At 57.2% G+C, this 21,745-nt stretch carries 19 protein-coding genes; 6 read left to right on the top strand and 13 right to left on the bottom strand.

Features of this window, described 5'->3' with window-relative positions:
* The first annotated feature begins 115 nt into the window (after positions 1-115).
* Positions 116-1,642 (top strand): catalase KatB, encoded by a 1,527-nt coding sequence (gene katB / locus H8S59_RS14070; protein ID WP_187521805.1) that lies wholly within the window; start codon positions 116-118, stop codon positions 1,640-1,642.
* 63 nt (positions 1,643-1,705) lie between these two features.
* A complete protein-coding gene (locus H8S59_RS14065; protein ID WP_187521804.1) occupies positions 1,706-2,269 on the top strand; it encodes an ankyrin repeat domain-containing protein in 564 nt (187 codons plus the stop codon).
* A 63-nt stretch (positions 2,270-2,332) separates the two neighbouring features.
* Here H8S59_RS14065 and H8S59_RS14060 read toward each other — a convergent pair whose 3' ends face one another.
* The 6 genes from H8S59_RS14060 to H8S59_RS14035 form a co-directional block, all read right to left on the bottom strand.
* Positions 2,333-3,295: a WaaS/CpsH family glycosyltransferase gene (locus H8S59_RS14060; RefSeq protein ID WP_187521803.1), complete on the bottom strand. Its 963-nt coding sequence runs from the start codon at positions 3,293-3,295 to the stop codon at positions 2,333-2,335.
* A gap of 508 nt (positions 3,296-3,803) precedes the next feature.
* Positions 3,804-5,540, bottom strand: a complete 1,737-nt coding sequence (locus H8S59_RS14055; RefSeq protein ID WP_187521802.1) for an acetyl/propionyl/methylcrotonyl-CoA carboxylase subunit alpha — start codon at positions 5,538-5,540, stop codon at positions 3,804-3,806.
* Positions 5,537-7,141: a 5-oxoprolinase subunit B/C family protein gene (locus H8S59_RS14050; protein WP_187521801.1), complete on the bottom strand. Its 1,605-nt coding sequence runs from the start codon at positions 7,139-7,141 to the stop codon at positions 5,537-5,539. Before H8S59_RS14050 ends, H8S59_RS14055 begins: the two co-directional genes overlap by 4 nt.
* 9 nt (positions 7,142-7,150) lie before the next feature.
* On the bottom strand, positions 7,151-7,945 hold the full coding sequence (locus tag H8S59_RS14045) for a putative hydro-lyase (protein ID WP_187521800.1): 795 nt from the start codon (positions 7,943-7,945) through the stop codon (positions 7,151-7,153).
* A 9-nt stretch (positions 7,946-7,954) separates the two neighbouring features.
* The gene (locus tag H8S59_RS14040) at positions 7,955-8,713 is read right to left on the bottom strand and encodes a LamB/YcsF family protein (protein WP_187521799.1); all 759 of its coding nucleotides are present in this window, start codon (positions 8,711-8,713) and stop codon (positions 7,955-7,957) included.
* A gap of 19 nt (positions 8,714-8,732) precedes the next feature.
* A complete protein-coding gene (locus tag H8S59_RS14035; RefSeq protein WP_095093099.1) occupies positions 8,733-9,965 on the bottom strand; it encodes an NRAMP family divalent metal transporter in 1,233 nt (410 codons plus the stop codon).
* A 254-nt stretch (positions 9,966-10,219) separates the two neighbouring features.
* On the opposite strand from H8S59_RS14035, the gene H8S59_RS14030 reads away from it, so the two are divergent.
* The gene (locus tag H8S59_RS14030) at positions 10,220-10,885 is read left to right on the top strand and encodes a GntR family transcriptional regulator (RefSeq protein WP_095093275.1); all 666 of its coding nucleotides are present in this window, start codon (positions 10,220-10,222) and stop codon (positions 10,883-10,885) included.
* 119 nt (positions 10,886-11,004) lie between these two features.
* On the opposite strand, the gene H8S59_RS14025 is transcribed toward H8S59_RS14030, so the two are convergent.
* Positions 11,005-12,024 carry an AraC family transcriptional regulator gene (locus H8S59_RS14025; RefSeq protein WP_187521798.1) on the bottom strand — a complete coding sequence of 340 codons (1,020 nt, stop codon included), beginning with the start codon at positions 12,022-12,024 and terminating at the stop codon, positions 11,005-11,007.
* 530 nt (positions 12,025-12,554) lie between these two features.
* On the opposite strand from H8S59_RS14025, the gene H8S59_RS14020 reads away from it, so the two are divergent.
* The gene (locus H8S59_RS14020) at positions 12,555-12,770 is read left to right on the top strand and encodes a hypothetical protein (protein ID WP_095093101.1); all 216 of its coding nucleotides are present in this window, start codon (positions 12,555-12,557) and stop codon (positions 12,768-12,770) included.
* Positions 12,771-12,939: 169 nt separating this feature from the next.
* On the top strand, positions 12,940-14,568 hold the full coding sequence (locus H8S59_RS14015) for a methyl-accepting chemotaxis protein (RefSeq protein ID WP_187521797.1): 1,629 nt from the start codon (positions 12,940-12,942) through the stop codon (positions 14,566-14,568).
* A 65-nt stretch (positions 14,569-14,633) separates the two neighbouring features.
* On the opposite strand, the gene H8S59_RS14010 is transcribed toward H8S59_RS14015, so the two are convergent.
* Both H8S59_RS14010 and H8S59_RS14005 read right to left on the bottom strand, forming a co-directional pair.
* Positions 14,634-15,212, bottom strand: coding sequence for a hypothetical protein (locus H8S59_RS14010; protein WP_214658325.1), 579 nt, complete (start codon positions 15,210-15,212; stop codon positions 14,634-14,636).
* Positions 15,213-15,221: 9 nt separating this feature from the next.
* Positions 15,222-15,659: a DUF3592 domain-containing protein gene (locus H8S59_RS14005; protein WP_187521796.1), complete on the bottom strand. Its 438-nt coding sequence runs from the start codon at positions 15,657-15,659 to the stop codon at positions 15,222-15,224.
* Positions 15,660-15,951: 292 nt separating this feature from the next.
* On the opposite strand from H8S59_RS14005, the gene H8S59_RS14000 reads away from it, so the two are divergent.
* A complete protein-coding gene (locus H8S59_RS14000; protein WP_187521795.1) occupies positions 15,952-17,022 on the top strand; it encodes a class I SAM-dependent methyltransferase in 1,071 nt (356 codons plus the stop codon).
* A 4-nt stretch (positions 17,023-17,026) separates the two neighbouring features.
* Here H8S59_RS14000 and H8S59_RS13995 read toward each other — a convergent pair whose 3' ends face one another.
* The 4 genes from H8S59_RS13995 to H8S59_RS13980 form a co-directional block, all read right to left on the bottom strand.
* The gene (locus H8S59_RS13995; RefSeq protein ID WP_187521794.1) at positions 17,027-17,983 is read right to left on the bottom strand and encodes a sulfotransferase family protein; all 957 of its coding nucleotides are present in this window, start codon (positions 17,981-17,983) and stop codon (positions 17,027-17,029) included.
* Positions 17,971-18,759, bottom strand: coding sequence for an aspartyl/asparaginyl beta-hydroxylase domain-containing protein (locus tag H8S59_RS13990; RefSeq protein WP_343073055.1), 789 nt, complete (start codon positions 18,757-18,759; stop codon positions 17,971-17,973). The genes H8S59_RS13995 and H8S59_RS13990 overlap by 13 nt, the downstream gene beginning before the upstream one ends.
* Before the next feature lie 16 nt (positions 18,760-18,775).
* Positions 18,776-20,296, bottom strand: coding sequence for a TolC family protein (locus H8S59_RS13985; RefSeq protein WP_095093107.1), 1,521 nt, complete (start codon positions 20,294-20,296; stop codon positions 18,776-18,778).
* A gap of 73 nt (positions 20,297-20,369) precedes the next feature.
* Positions 20,370-21,745: Ig-like domain-containing protein (locus H8S59_RS13980; protein WP_246475295.1), on the bottom strand; the 1,376-nt coding region annotated here is incomplete at its 5' end.

The raw sequence follows: 21,745 nt of genomic DNA, 5'->3' as shown, positions 1-21,745 counted from the left end.
ATTAAGTTCAAATGTCTAAATTTATCAAGGACATAGCTTTAAACAATTCATGAATGGCAAGACTCGTCTTTACGCTTAGTCTCTCAGAACAACCAAAAACAGAGAGAGACCTGTGATGCCCCTACCTCGCTTCCATGTCGCAGTGAGCCTGATTGGAGCAAGCCTGATGGCCAGTTCCGCAGCCTACGCTGACAACCTGACTCGTGATAATGGCGCCCCTGTTGGCGACAATCAGAATTCCCAAACCGCCGGTGCAACCGGCCCGGTCCTGCTACAGGACGTGCAACTGCTGCAAAAACTTCAGCGCTTTGATCGCGAACGCATCCCTGAGCGCGTCGTACACGCGCGCGGTACCGGCGTACACGGGGAGTTCGTTGCCTCGGAAGGTGCTTCTGACCTGAGCAAAGCCAAGGTCTTCAGCAAAGGTGAACACACGCCGGTATTTGTGCGTTTCTCCTCGGTAGTACACGGCAACCACTCGCCGGAAACCCTGCGCGACCCGCGTGGTTTCGCGACCAAGTTCTACACCGCAGACGGCAACTGGGATCTGGTCGGCAACAACTTCCCGACGTTCTTCATTCGTGATGCCATCAAGTTCCCGGACATGGTGCACGCGTTCAAGCCTGACCCACGCACCAACCTGGATGACGACTCGCGCCGCTTCGATTTCTTCTCCCACGTGCCGGAAGCCACTCGCACCCTGACCCTGCTGTACTCCAACGAAGGCACACCAGCCAGCTATCGCACCATGGATGGCAACGGCGTTCACGCTTACAAACTGGTGAATGCCAAAGGCGAAGTGAACTACGTGAAGTTTCACTGGAAAAGCCTGCAAGGCCTGAAGAACCTTGATCCAAAGCAGGTTGCTGAAGTCCAGTCCAAGGATTACAGCCACCTGACCAATGACTTGGTAGGCGCTATCAAGAAAGGTGATTTCCCGAAATGGGACCTCTACGTTCAGGTGATCAAACCTGAAGACCTGGCCAAGTTTGATTTTGACCCACTGGATGCGACCAAAATCTGGCCGGACGTTCCCGAGCGCAAGATTGGTCAGATGGTCCTGAACAAGAATGTGGATAACTTCTTCCAGGAAACCGAGCAGGTCGCGATGGCTCCGGCCAACGTCGTACCGGGCATCGAACCTTCGGAAGACCGCCTGCTGCAAGGCCGGGTGTTCTCCTATGCAGATACTCAGCTCTACCGCGTCGGCACCAACGTCTTCAGCCTGCCGATCAACGCGCCAAAGGTTAAGGTCAACAATGGCAATCAGGACGGTTCGCTGAACAGCGGCAACACCACAACCGGCGTCAACTATGAGCCAAGCCGCCTCAACCCGCGCCCTGCTGTTGAAGCCGCTCGCTACAGCCAACTGCCGCTGTCTGGCAGCACTCAACAAGCGAAGATTCAGCGCGAGCAGAACTTCAAGCAAGCGGGCGACCTGTATCGTTCGTACAGCAAAAAAGACCAGCAGGACTTGATTCAAAGCTTTGGTGAATCGCTGGCCACCACCGACACCGAAAGCAAAAACATCATGCTTTCGTTCCTCTACAAGGCTGATCCGGAATACGGTACTGGCGTGACCAAAGTTGCCAAAGGCGACCTCGACAAGGTCAAGCAACTGGCTGCCGCACTGAAGGACTGATCAACCTCTCGCTCGCTTCAGCTGTCTGGCTGAAGCGAGCCGGGCCTTCCAGAGGATTCCACCATGCGCAGAACTCTGTTTGCGTTGCTGCTGTGCCTCACCGCCGGCACTGCCAGTGCCGCCACGACCGAAGCAACAACCGAAGCAACAACCACCGACACTCAGGCGCAATTGCGTGCGCTGTTTTTCCAGGCCGCACGTGACGGCCGACAGGACATGCTCAACGAATTCATCAACGCCAGATTTGACCTAAACGTTCAGGATGAAAAGGGCTACACCGCGCTGATTCTCGCGGCTTATCACGGCCATCAGGAAACGGTGACGCAACTCCTGAATGCCGGTGCCGACCCGTGCGCCAAGGACCTCAGAGGCAATACCGCGCTGATGGGCGCCATCTTCAAGGGTGAACTGAGCATCGCCCACCAACTGGTTGCCGCCAATTGCGCGCCAGACCAACGCAACAACGCTGGCCAGACCGCAGCGATGTACGCCGCCCTTTTCCATCGCAAAGACATCCTCGACTCCCTCGCCGCCAAAGGCGCAGACCTCAACGCCACAGATTCCATGGGAAATCAGGTGCAGAACCTTGAACGAGGAGAGTTTCAGCCGTTGCAGCCTTCACAGTAAGCGGCTGATCTGAGGGCAGCGATTTCGGTTACCGACCCTTTGGTGCCTTGAATACCTCAAGACCTATGGGCAATCGCTCTCCTTCATCAACCGCTCGATCATGTAATCGGGTGAGTACGCGTAGAGTGTTTCTTTCGGCAGGGGTTGGTAAGGCGTTTTCAAAAACTCGCCCAAGGCCGTCCTATCCCAGGAAGCCTGGCTGTCGAAGACAAAGATGTTGGCCGGATTGAACAGGGCTGTGCCCTTCACGGATGCATTATTGGTGATCAGCTTTTTGCCGAAATAAGCCGCTTCCAGGGTTCGCAGCGTGAAGCCGGACTGACCGGGTTGATTGACTTCGACCAACACGTCCGAAGCAAGCGATAGCTCAAGATTGGCTTCGTAATCCAGCAGTGCGTCGGTGTGAAAGCGCGTCGTTGGCGTAGAGGTGCTGTCCCGCACAATGTGGAAATCCACCTCGCATCCATGTTGCTCTAAAACGCTGGCGAGCTGGTCAAGCAATGCGGAACGGCCCTTGTCGCGGCCCAGAAAGAAACACCGCTGCCCAGTAACCGCCTCGCCGGAGACTACGACTGGTGCGACCACCTCATCGAAGCCCAGCGGGAAGAACTGATTCAAATGCTGCATGCCCAGCCGATCACACTGGGCCTGATCGAAGCTGTAGATTCGATCAAAGAACGGACTCATCGCGTGAACAAAGGCCTCATCAACCAAATCCCGAACCATCAGCACTTTGTGCCCTGGGAACGCACGCACGATAGAGGGCAAGACGTTGCGCTGAATCTGGCCCTCGTTGCAGACCAGAATATCGGTGTTCCGAAACCCTTTGATGGCACAGTACAAACGACCCAGCCACGGCACCATTCTGTCCTGCACACCACCAGACCGTCGATGACGAGTGACCAGACGATGCGTGCGTTTGATCAGCTTGGGCACTTCCAGCCTGCGTACTTCATAACGAGCGGCCAGGTAGTTGATGAATCGCCGCTCGTATTGCGCTGTCCAGCCCAGAAAAAACGTCCGCATTTCTTGTGTCCCGAAAACCTATAAGTCTGCCGCTCCAGAATCGGAGGCCGGTCAATATAAACCATCGGGGGCACACCAATAAGCACCGTCCCCGCAACTTCTATCCGCTGCAAGGATTGGCGCAATGCCGTGGGACTGGCTTTAGCCGGAAAGAGGCCATTGCAGACGGCCCATTTTCATCGTCAGGAATATCGCCTTCCCGGCTAAAGCCGGTCCCACGCCACATCATTTTGCGGGCATGCATAGAGTTCTTCACAGGTTCTACGCGATGCCATGGGACCGGCTTCAGCCGGGAAGAGGACGTTGCAGACGACGCATCTTCATCGTCAGGAATATCGCGTTCCCGGCTAAAGCCGGTCCCACGCCACATCATTTTGAGGGCATGCATGGAACTCTTCACAGATTCTACGCGATGCCGTGGGACCGGCTTCAGCCGGGAAGAGGACGTTGCAGATGCCGCATTTTCATCGTCAGAAATGCCGCCTTCCCGGCTAAAGCCAGTCCCCCTTCAAACCGCCGTATTGATACGTCCGATCTTGAACTTCGCCTCGAAATAACCACCCGGCTGCTCAGCGATCTCTAACCGACCGGCGCATGGCGCAAGAATCGAGGTTTCCATTTTCATCGCTTCTATCACCGCAACAACCTGCCCCGCCTCTACCGACTCGCCATCTTCGACGACCCAGCTATGCAGGTTGCCCGCTACTGGCGTCACGACTGCCTCTGGGTCTGCTTTTTCCACAGCCGCCACTTCGGGAGCAGGCTCTGCGGAGCTCATGCTGACTCCGCGCAATAGCGCAGCGGGCAGGCCCAACTCGTGGCGCTTGCCGTCGATTTCGACAAATGTGCGCAGAACACCTGGATCGGCCGACGCAGCACTGCGCGGCGCAATCGTGACGTGTTCAGCAAAGTCAGTCTCGATCCAGCGCGTGTGAACGGCGAACGTATCGGCCGCGGTGAAATCGTCATGCGCCATCACGGCTTGGTGGAAAGGCAATACGGTGGCGACTCCGTCCACACGAAACTCGGCCAGAGCACGGCGGGCACGACGGATAGCCTGTTCGCGGGTCGCTCCGGTGACGATCAGCTTGGCAATCATCGAATCGAAGTTTGGTGACACCCGCGAGCCTTGCTCGACACCGGTTTCCAGGCGGACCCCCGGACCCGAAGGTGGCTGGAACAGCTCGATGGTTCCCGGCGTCGGCAGGAAACCATTACCGGCGTCTTCGGCGTTGATACGAAATTCGAAGCTGTGACCACGAGGTGTTGGCGTGCCTTCGAACGACAACGGCAAGCCATCGGCAACGCGCAGTTGTTCGATGACCAGATCGATACCGCTGGTTTCTTCCGTGACCGGATGCTCCACCTGCAAACGAGTGTTCACCTCAAGGAACGACAAGGTGCCATCCGCGCTGAGCAGAAACTCCACAGTACCGGCACCAACATAACCCGCCTCCGCGCAGATGTTGCGCGCCGAGTCATGGATACGCTGGCGAAGGGCGTCATCGAGATACGGCGCTGGCGCCTCTTCAATCAGCTTCTGATTGCGTCGTTGCAGCGAGCAGTCACGCGTGCCGACTACGACGACGCGGCCATGGCGATCCGCGATGATTTGCGCTTCGATATGCCGTGGACGATCCAGAAAACGCTCCAGGAAGCATTCGCCACGCCCGAACGCAGTCACAGCCTCGCGCACCGCCGACTCATAAAGCTCGCTGACTTCTTCCAGCTTCCACGCCACCTTCAGACCGCGCCCGCCGCCGCCGAACGCTGCCTTGATCGCAATGGGCAGCCCGTACTGCTCGGCAAACGCGACCACTTCGCTGGCATCGTTCACCGGACCTTCAGTCCCCGCCACCAGCGGCGCACCGACTTTCAGGGCAATACGCCGCGCCTGCACTTTGTCACCCAAGGCGTCGATGGTGCTCGGATCAGGACCGATCCAGGTCAGACCGGCATCGATCACGGCGCGGGCAAAATCAGCCCGCTCCGAAAGAAAGCCGTAACCCGGGTGAACCGCGTCAGCGCCGGCCTGTGCGGCGACGGCCAGCAGCTTCTCGATGTTCAGGTAGGTATCGGCACCTCGCTCACCGTGCAACGCATAGGCCTCATCGGCCTGGCGCACGTGCAACGCGTCGATATCGGCATCGGCATACACCGCCACTGAAGCGACCCCGTAATCGCGGCAGGCGCGTACGATGCGGACAGCAATTTCGCCACGGTTGGCAATCAGAACCTTTTTCATGAGTTATCAGTCTCGTCTGAAAGAGCCGGGCACACGGGCTCGAAAGCACCCAGCGGGTTGAAGCGAATGCGGGAGTTGACCGGAATCTGACCGGCAAGGTCCAGGTGATAAGGCGCTACAACGGCGATGACCGGGTAGCCGCCCGTCAGCGGATGGTCCGCCAGAAACAGCACCGGCTGGCCACTCGGCGGCACCTGAATCGCACCAACGGTGGTGCCCTCGCTGGGCAGCTCGCCGGTGATGGTACGTTCCAGTGCGGTATCGCCCGCCAATCGAATACCAATACGGTTCGATTGCGGCGTTACCTGCCAGGTCTGTTGACCGAGCAAGGCTTGAGCATCGGCCGTAAACCAGTCACTGCGCGGGCCCATGACCACATCCAGGGTAATGATCTGATCAGCGCGGGGCATGTCGAATGCCTGTTGCTCACTCACCGATACCGCTTCTCCGCCTGATCGTTGCTGGAGTGCCAGGCACTCACACGCCGCCAACGGAGCGGGGCCAACATGGGCGAGGGTGTCGGTGGACAGACTGCCCAACACAGGCTCACGGGCAAAGCCGCCACGCAGCGCCACGTAGTTGCGCAACCCGGCAGTTGGCGAACCGATGCTGACTTGATCACCGTCCTGCAACATAAACGGCGCGTAGAGCGCCGGGCGCAGCAGACGACCTTCGGCAGTGCGCACCTCCAGCGCTGCCGTTGCCCCCGTAACCGCTGCCACTGCCTGGCCATGGCAAGTAAACGTCAGGCCACCCATCAGCACTTCAAGACAAGCACTTGCCGGATCGTTACCCACTGCACGGTTGGCCGCACGCAATGCGCCGCGGTCCATCGCCCCGGAAGCCGATACGCCCTGCCCTGCACGTCCGGGACGACCGAGATCCTGAAGCAACGTCTGCAGCCCCGGCGCAACGACTTCCAGATAATCCCCGGTCAACGGCGACGCCTGCACAGGGTTCGGTGCGGCCACGGAAACGGTCTTGTTTACCAGCGGACCGGCGTCGTGAAAACGAACGCGGTAGCCGGGCTGAAGCAACGCCGGTTCGTCACGCTCCAGGTCCCACATTTTTGCTTCGGTGACACCAATGATCTGCCAACCGCCAGGACTGGCCTGTGGATAAATACCGCTGAAGCCACCCGCAAGTGCAACCGCTCCAGCCGGAATACGGGTTCTTGGGGTACGGCGGCGTGGCACCACGAATTCAGCACCGCCACTCAAGTAGGCGAAGCCCGGGGCGAAACCACAGAAGGCCACTTTGTAATCGCTGCCGGTATGGCGCCGAATCACTTCTTCGGTACTGATGCCGAGTTCTCGGGCGACGTCATCCAGATCCTCGCCGTTGTAATGCACTGCGATGTCGATCAGCTTGCCAGCCTCGCGAACTTTGCCGTGGACGTCGCGCACAGCAATTTGTGCCGCCAACGCCTGACTGCTGATCGCGCTGGGACGAAAATGCACAAGCACTGTTCGGGCTGCGGGAACGAGCTCCTGCACGCCGAAGATGGGCTCCTGCTGCAAGGAGTCGAACAGGGCGAGAGTCTCGTCCAGGTTCGCCAATTCAACCAGGAGCGCGTCCAGGCTGGCCGGGTAGAAACGCATGATCAACTCCTATACGTGGTAATGGCCGTCAGGGACATCAGTGATGAACATATGGCCCGGCGCATGGGACACGGCAAAAGGCACCCGAGAGGCCATGACCACGGCCTGAGGCGTCACACCGCAGGCCCAGAACACTGGAATCTCGCCGGGCTTGATGGTCACTGCGTCACCGAAATCCGGTCGGGAAATATCCTTGATACCCAGCAACCCAGGCTCGCCGACATGCACGGGTGCACCGTGCACGCCAGGATAGCGGGCAGTGATTTTCACGGCGTCGGCAACGCGGTCGGCGGCGACAGGCCGCATCGAGACCACCATTTCGCCTTGCAGGCGGCCTGCGGGTCGGCAGACACGGTTGGTGCGATACATCGGCACGTTGCAGTTCTCACTGATGTGCCTGATGTCGATGCCCGCATTCAACAGATCGGTTTCGAACGTGAAGCTGCAGCCGATGAGAAAAGTCACCAGATCGGTGTGTTGCGCCCAGATATCACGGACATCAGTCACCTCTTCAGCCAGTTCCCCATCGCGCCAGACCCGGTACAACGGCAGGTCAGTGCGTAGATCAGCCTTATAAGCCAGAAAGGTGCTGTGGCTGCCCGGCTCGGTCACGTCGAGGATCGGGCAGGCCTGCGGGTTGCGCTGGGCGAACAGCAGGAAGTCATACGCCCATTCCCGGGGTAACGAAATCATGTTGGCTTGCGTCATCCCCGGCGCGTGCCCGGCAGTGGGTGAAACCGTCCCTTCGCGGTAAAGGGCACGGGCGGCAACAGCGGCTTCACGGGCTTCTTTTATCGAGTTCATGACCAGACCTCAGGTAAATGCACGAATGGTGATGTCTGCCTCAACAAGCTGCTTTCTCAGGGCACGGGCGATGCCTACGGCGTCAGGACTGTCGCCATGCACACAGATCGAATCAGCCTCAAGGTGAATCAACTCTCCGTTCTCGGTTTCGATGACCCCTTCATTCACCAGACGCAGCATGCGTTGGGCGATCAACTCGGGATCATGTAATACCGCACCGGCTTTCGAGCGGGATACCAGCGTGCCTGCGCTGGTGTAGGCACGATCCGCGAACGCTTCCGACACGCAGGAAAGACCGGCATCGTGGGCCCAGCCCAGCAGACTGGAATTGGCCAGACAAACCAGTTTCAGCGTCGGATCAATGCGCAGGATCGCCTGAATGACTGCCGCCGCCTGCTTCGCATCACCTGCAATGGTGTTGTAGAGCGCGCCGTGGGGCTTCACGTAGCTCACTTGAGTGCCGGCGCTACGGGCCAGACCCTGAAGCGCGCCGATCTGATAAATCACGTCGGCAGTCAACTGCTCGGCAGGCACGTCCATGTTGCGCCGCCCGAAACCGACCAGGTCCGGGTAGGCCACATGAGCCCCCACTGCAACACCTCGCGCAGCAGCCGCCTCAAGGGTGCGCAGTATTCCAGCTGGATCACCCGCATGAAATCCACACGCCACGTTGGCGCTGCTGACCACTTCAAGAATCGCCGCATCGTCGCCCATGCTCCAGGCGCCGAAGCTTTCTCCCAGGTCGCTGTTAAGGTCAATCGTACGCATGTCAGTAATCTCCGTTAAATCAGGCCGCGCCGATGAAGGCGAAGATGGCACCTGCGGATTTGTAGGCCATGTACCAGGACAGCAGGCAGGTCAGGATGCCAAGTACCAGCAACCAGCGAGGGTAATGGTAGCCTTCCATAAGATCGGACCGGCGCCAGCCGACGTACATGAAGATGCTCAGGCCCAGAGGCAGAATCAGGCCGTTGAAGCCGCCTGCAAACACCAGCAGCGCAGCCGGTGGCTTGCCAATCAGTATGTAAACGACCAGCGAAACAACAATGAACACCACGGTGGCGAGGTTACGGACCCGCTCGGTAATTCGCTTGGAGAATACGGTGATGAAAGACATCGATGTATAGGAGGCACCGATCACACTGCTGATACCGGCAGCCCACAGCACCAGACCGAACATCATCATGCCGATATCGCCAGCTGCGGCTTGAAACGCCTGACCAGCAGGGTTTGCACCTTTACCCGACACATCAATGACGACGCCACTGGCCACGACACCGAGGATCGCCAGAAACAGAACATAGCGCGCAACGCCGGTCACCAGAATGCCAGTCAGCGCTGCCTTGGATACCGCTTCAATGTTCTCCACGCCCACAGTGCCGCGATCAAGCAGACGATGAGCACCGGCATAGGTGATGTAGCCGCCGACGGTGCCGCCAACGATGGTGGTGATAGAGGCGAAGTCGATGAAGTCAGGCCAGACCGATTGACGCAACGCCTCGCCCAACGGTGGGTGGGTGGCAAAGGCTGCGAACAGGATCAGACAGACTTTGAGGATGCCCAATCCCATCATGATCCGGTCCATGGCGATGCCCGCCCGGTGGGACGAGAAGATCCCGATGGCCAGCAGAGCACTCAGCGCCCCTCCCCATTTAGGATCGAGACCGGTCAGGGCATTCAACCCCAGGCCCGCGCCTGCGATGTTCCCCAGCATGAACACCAGACCACCACACAGAACCAGCAACGTCAGCAGATAGCCACTGCCAGGAATCGCCGCGTTGGCCAGGTCCGCTGCGCGCATTCGGGTCAGCGAGACGATACGCCAGACATTCAGTTGCACAACGAAGTCGATCAGGATCGAGGCCAGGATACCGAACGCAAACGCAGCACCCAAGGTGGCGGTAAACGTGGCCGTCTGGGTCAGGAAGCCTGGCCCGATCGCAGACGTGGCCATCATGAAGATGGCGGCAACCAGAGAGGCGCGCCGCGCTTTCGTAAACTCTTGAGTGGTCTGTGTCACGGCATCATTCCTACAGTGAGAGATGTTCTCGATAGAGCAATGTGTATGCCAACACTCAACAAACACCCCTGAGGTGTAGGTATATCAACGAAACATTGTTGAACAATCCATCACTTATGAATGGACGATATGCACCACTTCGTTACGCGATCACCCATGAATGCTACTTAATGAAGCGCGCAGCGACCTTCTTCCTTGCCACGCCGTCAGGTCTCATGGAATATCGGCGCGGCTTTTATCATCCTGGAACCGCTATGAACGATGCGCCTGCTCTTCCCAACCGCACACTGGGGGAGTCCATTACTCAAGAAGTCCGAAGAATGCTGGTCGAGGGCGAGTTAGTCCCCGGTCAACGTCTCTCCGAGGCCGCGTTGGCAGAAAGCCTTAACATCTCGCGCAATACTCTGAGAGAAGCCTTCAGAGTGCTGACTCGCGAAGGGCTGCTCAAACACGAGCCCAACCGTGGAGTAACGGTTGCGGAACCCGATATGGCATCCATCATTGATATCTATCGCGTGCGACGCTTTATCGAGTGCAAAGCCATTGCGCAAGGCTATCCACAGCATCCCGGGACGCTGCACATGCGCGAAGCCGTTGAGGCAGGCATTCAGGCGCGAGAAGCCAAAGACTGGAAAGCGGTGGGCACCGCCAACATGATGTTTCACCGGGCCATTATCGAACTGGCAGACAGTCCTCGCCTGGCGGTGTTTTACGGTCAGATCTCGGCGGAATTGAGGCTGGCTTTCGGGCTGCTCAATAACCCGCAGCTGTTGCACTTGCCGTTTCTCGACATGAATGCCTCGATTCTGCGATGCCTTGAAGAAGGCCGGGCAGATGAGGCATCTACCATGCTCGGGGCTTATCTGGAGCAGTCGGAACGGGTGGTGCTGGCGGCTTATGAGCGGACGATGAGTCGGTAGATAGAGCTACAGCTTCAGCGAATGAACCCGGCCCCGGCCAGGATAATCAGCAACTATCTTGTTCAGGATAAAAATAGCACCCCTCCAAGCCCTGCGCGGAAGGCTGACCCTGCCAGAGGTCAATCATTGTCCTGATGTTTGCTGGCCCGATACCGGCCGGGGGACATTCCGAACCACCGCTCACAGGCCTTATTAAACGCACTCTGATTTTTAAACGCGACCCGATAGCTGATTTGCTTAAGCGACAAAATGCTGGTGGTCAACAGTTGATGGCTCTGCTGCATCTTGACTTGATCGATCAGCTTTTTGACATTCTGCCCTTCCGGCTCCAGCGCCTTGGTGAGTTGATAAGGCGTCAACTGCATGGTGTGGGCAATGTCCTCGATCGTCACAGGGCGATTCTGGCTTAGCAGCTGCAGGACTGTGCTCTTGGTGCGGGCACTCACATTGTCGATGTTGATTGTGTTCTGCTGCATCGCCAGATAATCATTATGGATAGCCTGAAGGAGCACATTGCCGGTGGCTATCGGCAAATCTCCGTCTTCACGTTTGAATGTGAGGGCGTTCACCTCTGATTTGAACTTCAAATTCGGCCCGAACAGCTTTTTGAGTTGCGATGTATCGCTCGGCTCATCGTAAGTAAACTCGGCAGATAAAGGCATGATTTTCTTGCGGGGAGACAACCAGTGAAGCAGTCCAAGCGTGATGGCCGCCGCCGCATCAATGAAAGGTCTCGGCAACTCAGGCTCTTTGGAATTTTCAGCGAAGCCTACAAGTTTAAGTGTACTGACCTGTCTGTCCAGGAACATGCAGAAACCAGAACTCACCACAGAGTGAAAATCCACGATGTATTTCAAGGCATCACTTATTGTTGAGCTCGACATAATCGCGTAACCCAGGAAATCCAGATTACCCGGATGAGCGTTGTCGTAAGCCAGAAGTCCGACATCATCACTGGCACCCATTTTTTGCGCCAGAATAAAAAACTTGCTTAATTCTTTTACAGGAACCTGTCGTCCTTCAAGATCAATACCTGACAGTTGAAGATCCGGACGTTCAAGTACACGCTCACCCTCATTGATTGAGGCAAAGACGGCTTCAGCAAAAGCTTGAGCCAAAGAAGAGGAAATAAACTGCATAACTGCTCATCGTTGAATGGGTTTTTCCTGCGTTTGTCCATAATCCATTATTACTTGGGGCTGGCCAGCAAAGCTTTCATCGCCAAGGGTGGCGCCCTCTGCATCTCATGCCCCGCCGATGTCGATTCTAGAGCCTTTCTTATCAAGATTGCCAGACCGGAAAATTTTCCTGAATAAACTCCTGATATGACGTTGGCAATATAATTCGACGACGATATCAATATGACACTCCTCTACCGTTTCTGCCTTGTGCACATCTTCGATGCTGCCCAGGATCGCCTGACATCAGGCACCTGCCCTTACAAAACGCCCTGCCTTTGTTTTCTTATCCTGAGAGGGGAAATTCTTATCCTCACCGTTGAAGCGCTATAAGTTTGTCTTTTAAAAAGGTAAACATCTCTGCGCTTCTCAAAAAAACCTCACGCACTTTTTTAAATGCCCAGGCGCACTCTTTTGAAGCGTGGGACCCTATAAAAAATTACAGATGACGCGGCATGACAAGAATACCTTGAACGGTAGGGGACGGGATTATGTTGAGTGAGGATCTGGCGAACAACATCTTATATCTGCTGGACGAAATCAGTGCTCGAACTGAAGGGTTGGACATTGTGCAACAGCTTGATGTACTTGATGCCCTCACTGAACTCCTGTGCGCCACGGAAGGATTAAATGTCCAGTTACGCGCCTTGAATGCCCACACCGTAACGAAGGCCAAGCCGGGTCGACATCTACGCTTGGTAAAATGAAGCACCTGATCAAGCCTGGCACCCTGTCGGGGCACTTATTCACCGTAATCGACGGTATGCCCGTTTTTTTCACAGATCAACTGGGCGACGCAACAGTTTTCCCGACACTCATTGTTGTTAACCTCGACAAAAGTCAGGCGCACCGGTTTCTCGATCCTATAGGACATTTATGAACTTTTTAAAACATGCCAACTTTTCCGCCAAACTGGCGATTGCTTTTGGTGCATGTGCTGTCATCACGCTGGCAGTGGGTGGGCTTGGCATGAATGGGGTCAACAAGTTTTCTGACGCGCTGGAGTCTACATTTTCAAATAACTTGCTATCCGTAGCTAATACTAATGAGGCGATGTCGGCGCTGACTACTCACAATCGTGGCCTCTATAGACTGCTGGATGCCAAAGACAGCGCGACAGCAGAGACAATGCGTTCCAGTATTTCAGCAGAGCTGGAAAGAGCGCAAAAGGTTTACGCGGTGTATCGCGATACCCCGTTGCAGGATGATGAGAAAGCCGCAGGGGATCAGTACGATAAGGTGATGCCTTCCTATATTTCTGAAACTCAGAAGATATTTGATCTGCAGCAGCAAGGTAAGTTGGCAGAAGCACGCACTCAGCTCAACCAGTTATCCGAAGGCGACTTTAACAATGCCCGACGATTCCTTCAGGTCATGATTGACTCAAATAAACGGCAAGTCAAAGAAGGCTCTGAGGCAGCGAAGGAACTCAAATCCACCACGACGTTATTGCTGTCCAGCGGAATTGTCATCGCGTTCCTGGTAGCAATTATTCTGGGCGTCCTGATTATCCGCATGATCACTCGCCCGCTTGCGCAAGCAGTAAACAGCGCACAGCGCATCGCCAAGGGAGATTTGACTGAGACGATTTCCACGGATCGTACTGATGAAGCCGGCCAGTTGCTCAAGGCGATCAGCCTGATGCAGGGCAGCTTGAGAACCACCATTCGTGAGATCGCGAGCGCTTCCGACCAACTCGCGTCAGCAGCCGAAGAGTTGAGTGCGGTAACAGAAGAAAGCACCCGCAGCCTGATACGCCAGGACAGTGAAATCCAGCAAGCAGCCACCGCCGTGAATCAGATGACTGCGGCCGTGGAAGAAGTTGCACGTAACGCAGTGTCCACCTCAGAGGTGTCAAAAACAGCAGCACAAGACGCGGTTGATGGTCGTGAGCAGGTAAACGATACCGTCAAGGGTATCGGCACAATGGTCAGGGAAATCACCAGGTCCACTGACTCCGTATCAGAGCTGGCGACCAATGTCAGGGATATCAGCAAGGTACTTGAAGTCATCCGGAGCATTGCCGATCAGACCAATCTGCTGGCCCTCAACGCTGCAATCGAAGCTGCACGAGCGGGCGAACAAGGCCGCGGGTTCGCAGTAGTAGCCGATGAAGTCAGGGCACTGGCGCATCGAACCCAGGCATCGACTGTTGAAATTGAAGGCATGATTGGAACCGTTCAATCAGGTGCCGATGGCGCTGTAGAAGCCATGAGTAAAAGTCTGGCCATGGCGAATGGAACCCAAAAACTGGCTGAGAGCGCCGGCACGGCCCTTGAGAAAATCACCAGCGGAGTCGCACAAATCAACGAGCGAAATATGGTCATTGCATCTGCGTCAGAGGAGCAGGCTCAAGTAGCGCGTGAGGTCGATCGCAACCTGCTGAATATCCAGGACCTTTCAACCCAGTCTTCGGCCGGTGCCAACCAGACCAGCGCATCCAGTCAGGAGCTGTCGCGCCTCGCCACGTCGTTCAATACGCTGGTGGCGCAATTCAGGTTTTGATTGCGCTGGTGACTCGAGCGATTCGGACAGATGATGAGAGGCCAAAACTTTCTGAGTCACGATGATCAGAACAGCCCGCCCAGAGAAATCGTCGCGCCACCTCCAGCCTGCAGTCCCACGTTAAGGCCAGCGGCGACGATCACGCCTTTGGCCGAGCGCAGCAGGCGCACCGTGCTGTCGTGGGGCAGGAGAACGCTGCCCATCGGCGTCATCGAGGCGGCGGCCATGGCCAGGAGTTTGGGGTCAAGACCGAACAGCATGGCCGAGCCGCTGGCTCCACCGATCAGACCTACGCCCGCTTCAATGAACACACAAGCACCCTGGAAGTCCTCGCGGACCAGACCGCGGCCAGCGATCGATTCTGCAACCAGCACTTGGCCGAATGCCGGAAAATCTTCGCTTGCGCCTGCAGCCCCGACGCTCTTGCCTCGCACGTGCAAGTTGACCTTGCCGAACCGCGGCAGGCGCGCGCCAATGCCCAGGCCGACCCCAGCCGAGCCATAGCGAAACTGCTGGTCGACCCCGTTGGGGTCGGTCAGGGTCAGTGCACCGCCAGCGGCGGCCGCGAACACTACGGTCAATCCACCGCCGCTGGCAGTCTTGTAGCGCCAGTCACTTACAGTGACGGGTAACGGGATTTGCATTTGAATATCCTATATGGGCCGCGCCATCCGGCGCCGACGAATCCATGCGGCTGCGTGGTAGCCGCCCCCTGCGGTGAACACAACTGCCAACAGACCCGCGAACAGGCTCGCGCCCCAAAGCGCACCCCGGTCTCGAATGATCGCGGTGCTGGAGGGTGCTTCGGCGCTGTAGAACACCGTCACTGAGTCGCCCACCGCGTAGCCGAATATAAACCCGCTCTCGGGGTAGCTGACGGCCTTGCCCGTGGCGTCGTTGAAGTCAATTTGTGGATGACTGCCGCCGGAGTTCAGGGCACTGACATGCCCTTGCGCACGTTGTGCCTGGGCCAGAAAACCCAGCCGGTCTTCGACCAGCCACACGGTGAGGCACAGCAGACACAGGCCCAGCGGGATAAAAATCAGCGCGCGGAGCAGATCTCCCCGGCCGGAAGATGACGTCTTGGTCATGGCAGGTCCCTTGCACCGTCCGTAAACGCCGGTCATTACAATGATCCGTCGGGAGTCTGTCAATTGGGTGTGGAAGAATTGCGCGGGACGCTGGCCAGCTCACCGGACGCCACTGAAGAAGAGTGGATGCGGTATTACAGACAAAAAGAAAGTCCGCTTGAGACTGTCAGTAATTTTGTGTTGTGGCATAAGATGCAGCTAACGGTGCCTATATGCCGACCCAAGAGAAGTCCGCCAGTGCAACAGCGAGGGAATTGTGCGCGACGTCTCCAAACTTTGTTGGGAATTGAACATGCACAAGGAGTTGTATCGGAGCAGCGCGCTGCCAGTGTTGCAGAACCGTACCTTTGCCGATGCTGATGCTGCGCGATCGTCGGTCAGTGCAGATCTTATTCTGGTCCAGGATCTGGACACGGGGCTGATCTATAACCACGCCTTTGACCCGCAAAAGCTCTGTTATGACAGCGGCTATCAAAACGAGCAAGCCCACTCGGGATACTTCAAGGCGCACCTGGACGCGGCTGAGCAGATCATCAGCAAGCATATGGGTGACATGAGTCTGATCGAAGTCGGCTGCGGCAAGGGATATTTCCTTGAGCAACTGCGTGACCACGGTTTCGACATTATTGGCATCGACCCCGCTTATGAGGGCCAAAGCCCATATGTGGTCAAGGCGCCTTTCACCCGTGAGGCTGGATTGGCTGCCGAGGCCGTCATCCTGCGTCACGTGCTTGAACATATTCCCGACCCCATGACCTTTCTGCAATCCATCGCCGAGGCCAACGGCGGCGGTTTGATCTACATCGAAGTGCCTTGCATGGATTGGATTCTTGAGCACAAGGCTTGGTTTGACGTGTTTTATGAGCACGTGAACTACTTCCGGCTCGGAGATTTCAACCGTTTGTTCGGCACAGTGCATGAAGCCGGGCATCTGTTCGGCGGGCAATACCTGTATGTGGTTGCTGACTTAGGGAGCTTGCGCAGCAAACCGTTGCCAGCAGCGCCAGAGGTACAGATGCCAGCAGATTTCATGCTCAGCATCAAACGAGCACTGAGTATTATCCAGGCATCCCCCGATAAGCCGGTCGGCATCTGGGGTGCAGCCTCCAAAGGCGTGATCTATTCGCTGTTCCTGCAGCGCGCCGGAGTCGAAGTGGATCAGGTCATCGATATAAATCCCGCCAAGCAGGGCCGCTACTTGCCCCTCAGCGGGCTCAGGGTCTCATCGCCGGAGCAGGCCATGCTGGCACTGCCTGACGGGGCCCATCTATTCGTGATGAACTCCAATTATCTTGAAGAAATCAAACGCATGACTGATGAGCGCTACGTCTATCACGCGGTGGACGCCGCGACATTCGTTTGATTTTCTATCGGCGCTGAACATGCTCACTGCGTTTCTCTCGTAATACTTCCAACGCATCGTAGGTCGTTCGGGTCCAGTATTCGATCCGCTCCGTGAGCCGTTCGGTAGCCTCACGCTGTTTATCCTGACTGTCAGCAACAAACACTTGGCCGGGTTGTTTGGCATGCTGCGCCGCTACTGACAGTGCCGTGTTGCGTTGTACGGCATCCAGGCCGAAGAAATCCGCCAGATGTCGGCTCATCGCGTCGGGCAATTCCTGATAGTTCACCGGCAAGCCTCCAAACGCGTGGCAGTATTCAAGGCCGAAATCGAGGATCCGGCTCAGTCGCTGCCCGATATAGTCTTCTCGCGAATCGCTCTGACTTTCTCCGTCCAGCGAGCTGGGTCCGATAATCCCCGGCACCATGTGCATGCCTGCACGACGAAGGTGAGAAACGGCGATTTCCAGTGGCTCTCGGTAGACGAATATCCAAGGCACTTCAGGAAAGCACTCGTGTAACAGCGGCAACTCCCCGATGTTCCACGCATCCAGTTTGATCATCAGTTTCTGTTCGATACCACGTCTGGGCTGGCCATAAGCGGCCAGTAAACCGTGAAGGGCAGCACGCCGGACAGCGGGGTCCAACACGCCACGCAACAGCGCATCAAGGGGCGGCGGTTCGGATATCACGATCACCTCATCGAGTTGCGCCAACATCTGGCCAATCAGTGTCGAGCCGCAACGCGAAGCGTGGTGGACAAAAGCCGCCGGGGGAATCGCTGGCTGCTGCCATTCGCACAGCACCGCAAGCGGCGTCTCACGCCGGAAAGCCTGGTTGAAAGGCAACCGCAGCGCGTCGTCCACTGCATCGCAAAAGAAGGGTTGATCAAGCTTACGTTCGCCAAACCAGCACCAGTCCACCCGCCACTCTTCGGCTTCCTGCCAGATACGGATTGGCAACCAGCCTTTCAGGCTGTCCATTGTCGATTCCATCGATTGCGCCCCAGACGCATCGCAGCGCGCACCTCTTCACGACTGAAATGCAGACCCTGTTCAGCACCCAGCACCAGAGTTCTGGCGATGAAGGCTTCGCGGTCTGATTCGGCCTGCAAGGCAGTGCATAGCAAAGGGTCGCGCTCCAGCAACGTACGAAATTGTGCGAAAGCTTCGGCTGCACGGCCCGTACCTGCTGACGGTGTTATCGGTAAGCCGTCCAGGATCTGCTGTTCAAGCCAGACATTGGGTCGACAGTCGAGCACCAGATGGACCCGCTCCGTCTGCCCCCAATTATCAACACTGTGAGACCGGGCAAGGTCGAGAAACCAGCACTCGCCCGCATTCATCGGGATGCGCTGGCTTTCCAGCATGAAGTCCACATCTGGCGAGCTGATCAAGGGGACGTGCAAACGGCAATCGGCCTCGGGTCCGCTGAGGTCGTAATCGCGGTGTTCGTGAATTCTGCTGCCCGGCCCGAGACGGAGCAGGCGGGCGCTGCGAATATCCAGTGGCAGGTCGCGCAGGGCCACAGCCCAACGGTCGTCGTTTTGCCATGGGTCTCGCGGGGTGGGCTCGCCGACACCAGACGATAACGTCGTCAGGGCATCGGCTGCGGAAATCAATGCGACCCCCGACCATTGCCCGTCGTAGTAACCGGCGTTGAAATGGGCGGTCCAGGCTGTATCGGCAATACGCGACAGCGCTTGTAACAGCAGAGGCAAATCCACTGTCACAGGCAGGCGGGAAAAGGCCGGACGCACGAATCCGCCTATGCGCTTAATTGGCCTTGGCTTCAGCCGCTTTAACAGGTTCGGCAATGTTGCCGGCCGACCATCGGTTCTCACGCGATGCCAAGGCACCCGCGATCACTTGAACGTCGGTCGAAGGCAGTTGCTCCGGCAATGGATCAAGCCCGGCACTGGCGAATATCTGCCCGTAGGCATTGCGCAGGTCGGCGTAGGCCAGGTCACGACGCAGGTCGGCTTGCAGGGTATTGAGCTCGCCCTGGATCAGGTCCAGTTCACCGATGCCTGCCGCCTTGTACCGATTGCGCAGTTGACCAACGATTTCACCATCGATGCTCGACAGTTGCTGGCTGGTCTTGAACTGGCGCAGGGCTTCACGGTAGTTGGCGTTCGCGACATAAAGCTGTGCCAGTACCGCAATCGACATCGCCTGACGACGCGCCGCAGCGACTTCTTCGCCCGCCTTTGCCACGTCGATGGCCGCTGGAGCGGAGATGACGTTGAAGAGGTTCCAGGTGACCTTGACTCCCATGTCGGCCCATTTGTCATTGACCAGGAAAGAGTTGCTGTCGTAATGGCCGCCCGCAGAGAACTCCAGGCCCGGCAGCAAACGCAGCATGGCTTTGCGGGTTTCGGCAGAGCTGATGCGGGTCTGGTAATCCTGCTCGCGCAGTTCCGGACGGCTGGCCAGCGCTTCGTGCTCCAGCACGCTCATGTCGACCCTGAGTTCCGGGATCGAGTAATCGTCCGGGGTCGCCAGGGTGAGTTCAGTACCCAGTGGCAGGTTGATCAGGGTCGAGAGTTCGGTCTTTGCCAGGGAGAGCGCCTTACGCTGCTCTTCAAGCTGACGGGTCGCCTGAATCAATGAACGCTGATAGCTCAGCGCCTGAACCGGATCGCCGACGCGCTGTTCGCTCATCTTCTGGCTATTGCCCTGAGCCTGTTCGACGCGGACCATCAAGCTGTCGATCTGCTTGAGCAGACGCTCGGCCGCCACTGCACGCCAATAGGCCGAGCGTACGTCCTGAACGATGGTGTTAACGACTTTGCGACGACGCTCCTGAACAATCAGGCGTTGGTCACCCTGCTGTTTGGCACTGATGTAGCTGACGCCAAAGTCGAGTACGTTCCACACCATGGTGAGGTCGGCGACACGACGACTACGATCCTGGGAAGTCGAGGGCTCCAGAGACTGGGTGCCGGTCTCCACACTTTCGCTGCTGGAGGCGCTGACATTGCTGCGCCCCGCATAACCTGCAGACAAGGCCATACGTGGCAGCATGTCAAAGCTGGCAAGGTCCAGCTGGCGCTTGGCCAAGGCCTCTTCCATGATTTTCAGACGTGCTTCGAGGTTGTACTTGACCGCACGAGCCATGGCCTGATGCAGGGTCAGAGGACCGTTCAGGGGCTCCTGGTTCTTGTACATCTGTTGCAGGTCGCTTTTTGCACGCTGCTCACTGACACTGCGGTCGATAGGTTGGCTGGTGACAGCACAACCACTCACTACCAGTGCCAGCAGGCTGACACTGAATAACTTCTTACATCTTTTCATCCGTTCGACCGCCCCTGACTACTCATTCTTTTATAAGCGCCGGGATTTACCGGCGCATGACTCAAGCCTTGTCTCAGGCCTGCACTTCACTGATCCCTGCTTTCCCTAAAGCCCATGCCAGTTCATGCAGCTGTTTCTGCTCACCGTCCAGGAGCAGTTGCAGTTGTTGCTCTAACGTCAGCGCACCAGAGCCGACACGAATGCCTTGTGACGAATCACTCAACCCACTGCCACTGTCGAAAGCGCTTTGCGCCGAGGTTTCCGTAGAGGACTCGCGATTGAAGAGCGTCGACAATGTACTGCTGCCGAATACGCTGCCCTCTGCGCCGCTAAAGCCAAGGAATCCACCCGTGGCACCGGTATTGACGCCCAAAGTATCCGGGCTGAAAACCTGCGCGATGAAACTTGGAGCCAATGCGCCATTGCTGATGAAGATGTTACCCAGCGGCGGCAGGCTACCTCCCGTGGTGCGCTGCTCGAACAGCGGCGCAAAACTCAGCGGCGAACCCAGATTGCCAGTCGGCGGCCCAAACAATGTCGGCTGCAATGGCAGGTTTGGCTGGCTGGTCAGCGGGCCCGGCTCGGTGACTCGGAACTGCGGATCGCCGCCTTGAGAAAGCGTAGCGATTGCGTAGTTGCTGGAGCTGGTAATACCGATACCGGCATTGCCCGCCAGGTCCGTCACCGTGCTGCTGTCGAGCGTGATGAAGTTGCTCGGGTCCAGAGTATTCGCCGTCGGGGTCAGAGTCGCTGTCCAGGTCTGACCACCATCGCTACTGCTCAGGTTCGACAGAGTGCCATTGGCAACGCTGAGGTCCGAAAGATCGAAATTACTGACCCGCTCGCTGAAGGTGAACGTCACTTGAGTGGTCTGCCCGGTGGTCAGATTCGGGTTTGCAACCACAATGCTCGAAATGGTTGGCACCTGACCGTCAATCACGTAGTTGCCGGAGTTGATAACACCAGAACCCGCATTGCCCGCCAGATCCGTGACATTACTGCTGTCCAGAACGATGAAGTTACTCGCATCCGAGATATTCGCCGTTGGCGTGAGGGTTGCAGTCCAGGTGATGCCACCGTCCCTGCTGACCAGATTGGACAGCGTACCGTTGGCGACACTGAGGTCCGAAAGGTCGAAGTTAGTCACTGCTTCACTGAAGGTGATGGTCACTGGCGAGGTTTGACCGATCCCCAGTGCGCTGTTCGCCACCACAATAGTCGCGGTCGGGCTCGCAGTATCAATCACATAATTGTTGGACAGGGTGACACCGCTGCCGATGTTACCGGAAGCATTGGCGACGCCCGTGTTATCCAGCGTGATCAGGTTGGTGGTGTCGGTCACATTGACCGTTGGTGTCAGAGTCGCCGTCCAGGTGACACCGCCATCACTGCTGCTAACCGCGCTCAACGTGCCGTTAGCGATCGCCAGGTCGGCGTTGCTGAAACCGC

Origin of the sequence: Pseudomonas folii, from assembly GCF_014357575.1 — a bacterium.
Lineage (GTDB): Bacteria > Pseudomonadota > Gammaproteobacteria > Pseudomonadales > Pseudomonadaceae > Aquipseudomonas > Aquipseudomonas folii.
The sequence above is the reverse complement of the archived record's forward strand: the minus strand, read 5'-3'. Positions and strand labels throughout refer to the sequence as shown.

What these genes read in the sequence shown, in the direction of transcription:
- H8S59_RS14045 (WP_187521800.1), bottom strand. Translation starts at nt 7,945, where the DNA reads ATGAACTCGATAAAAGAAGCCCGTGAAGCCGCTGTTGCCGCCCGTGCC.
- H8S59_RS13985 (WP_095093107.1), bottom strand. Translation starts at nt 20,296, where the DNA reads ATGAAAAGATGTAAGAAGTTATTCAGTGTCAGCCTGCTGGCACTGGTA.
- H8S59_RS14060 (WP_187521803.1), bottom strand. Translation starts at nt 3,295, where the DNA reads ATGCGGACGTTTTTTCTGGGCTGGACAGCGCAATACGAGCGGCGATTC.
- H8S59_RS14000 (WP_187521795.1), top strand. Translation starts at nt 15,952, where the DNA reads ATGCACAAGGAGTTGTATCGGAGCAGCGCGCTGCCAGTGTTGCAGAAC.
- H8S59_RS14020 (WP_095093101.1), top strand. Translation starts at nt 12,555, where the DNA reads ATGTTGAGTGAGGATCTGGCGAACAACATCTTATATCTGCTGGACGAA.
- H8S59_RS14015 (WP_187521797.1), top strand. Translation starts at nt 12,940, where the DNA reads ATGAACTTTTTAAAACATGCCAACTTTTCCGCCAAACTGGCGATTGCT.
- H8S59_RS14030 (WP_095093275.1), top strand. Translation starts at nt 10,220, where the DNA reads ATGAACGATGCGCCTGCTCTTCCCAACCGCACACTGGGGGAGTCCATT.
- H8S59_RS14010 (WP_214658325.1), bottom strand. Translation starts at nt 15,212, where the DNA reads ATGCAAATCCCGTTACCCGTCACTGTAAGTGACTGGCGCTACAAGACT.
- H8S59_RS14065 (WP_187521804.1), top strand. Translation starts at nt 1,706, where the DNA reads ATGCGCAGAACTCTGTTTGCGTTGCTGCTGTGCCTCACCGCCGGCACT.
- H8S59_RS13995 (WP_187521794.1), bottom strand. Translation starts at nt 17,983, where the DNA reads ATGGACAGCCTGAAAGGCTGGTTGCCAATCCGTATCTGGCAGGAAGCC.
- H8S59_RS14055 (WP_187521802.1), bottom strand. Translation starts at nt 5,540, where the DNA reads ATGAAAAAGGTTCTGATTGCCAACCGTGGCGAAATTGCTGTCCGCATC.
- H8S59_RS14050 (WP_187521801.1), bottom strand. Translation starts at nt 7,141, where the DNA reads ATGCGTTTCTACCCGGCCAGCCTGGACGCGCTCCTGGTTGAATTGGCG.
- H8S59_RS14005 (WP_187521796.1), bottom strand. Translation starts at nt 15,659, where the DNA reads ATGACCAAGACGTCATCTTCCGGCCGGGGAGATCTGCTCCGCGCGCTG.
- katB (WP_187521805.1), top strand. Translation starts at nt 116, where the DNA reads ATGCCCCTACCTCGCTTCCATGTCGCAGTGAGCCTGATTGGAGCAAGC.
- H8S59_RS14025 (WP_187521798.1), bottom strand. Translation starts at nt 12,024, where the DNA reads ATGCAGTTTATTTCCTCTTCTTTGGCTCAAGCTTTTGCTGAAGCCGTC.
- H8S59_RS14040 (WP_187521799.1), bottom strand. Translation starts at nt 8,713, where the DNA reads ATGCGTACGATTGACCTTAACAGCGACCTGGGAGAAAGCTTCGGCGCC.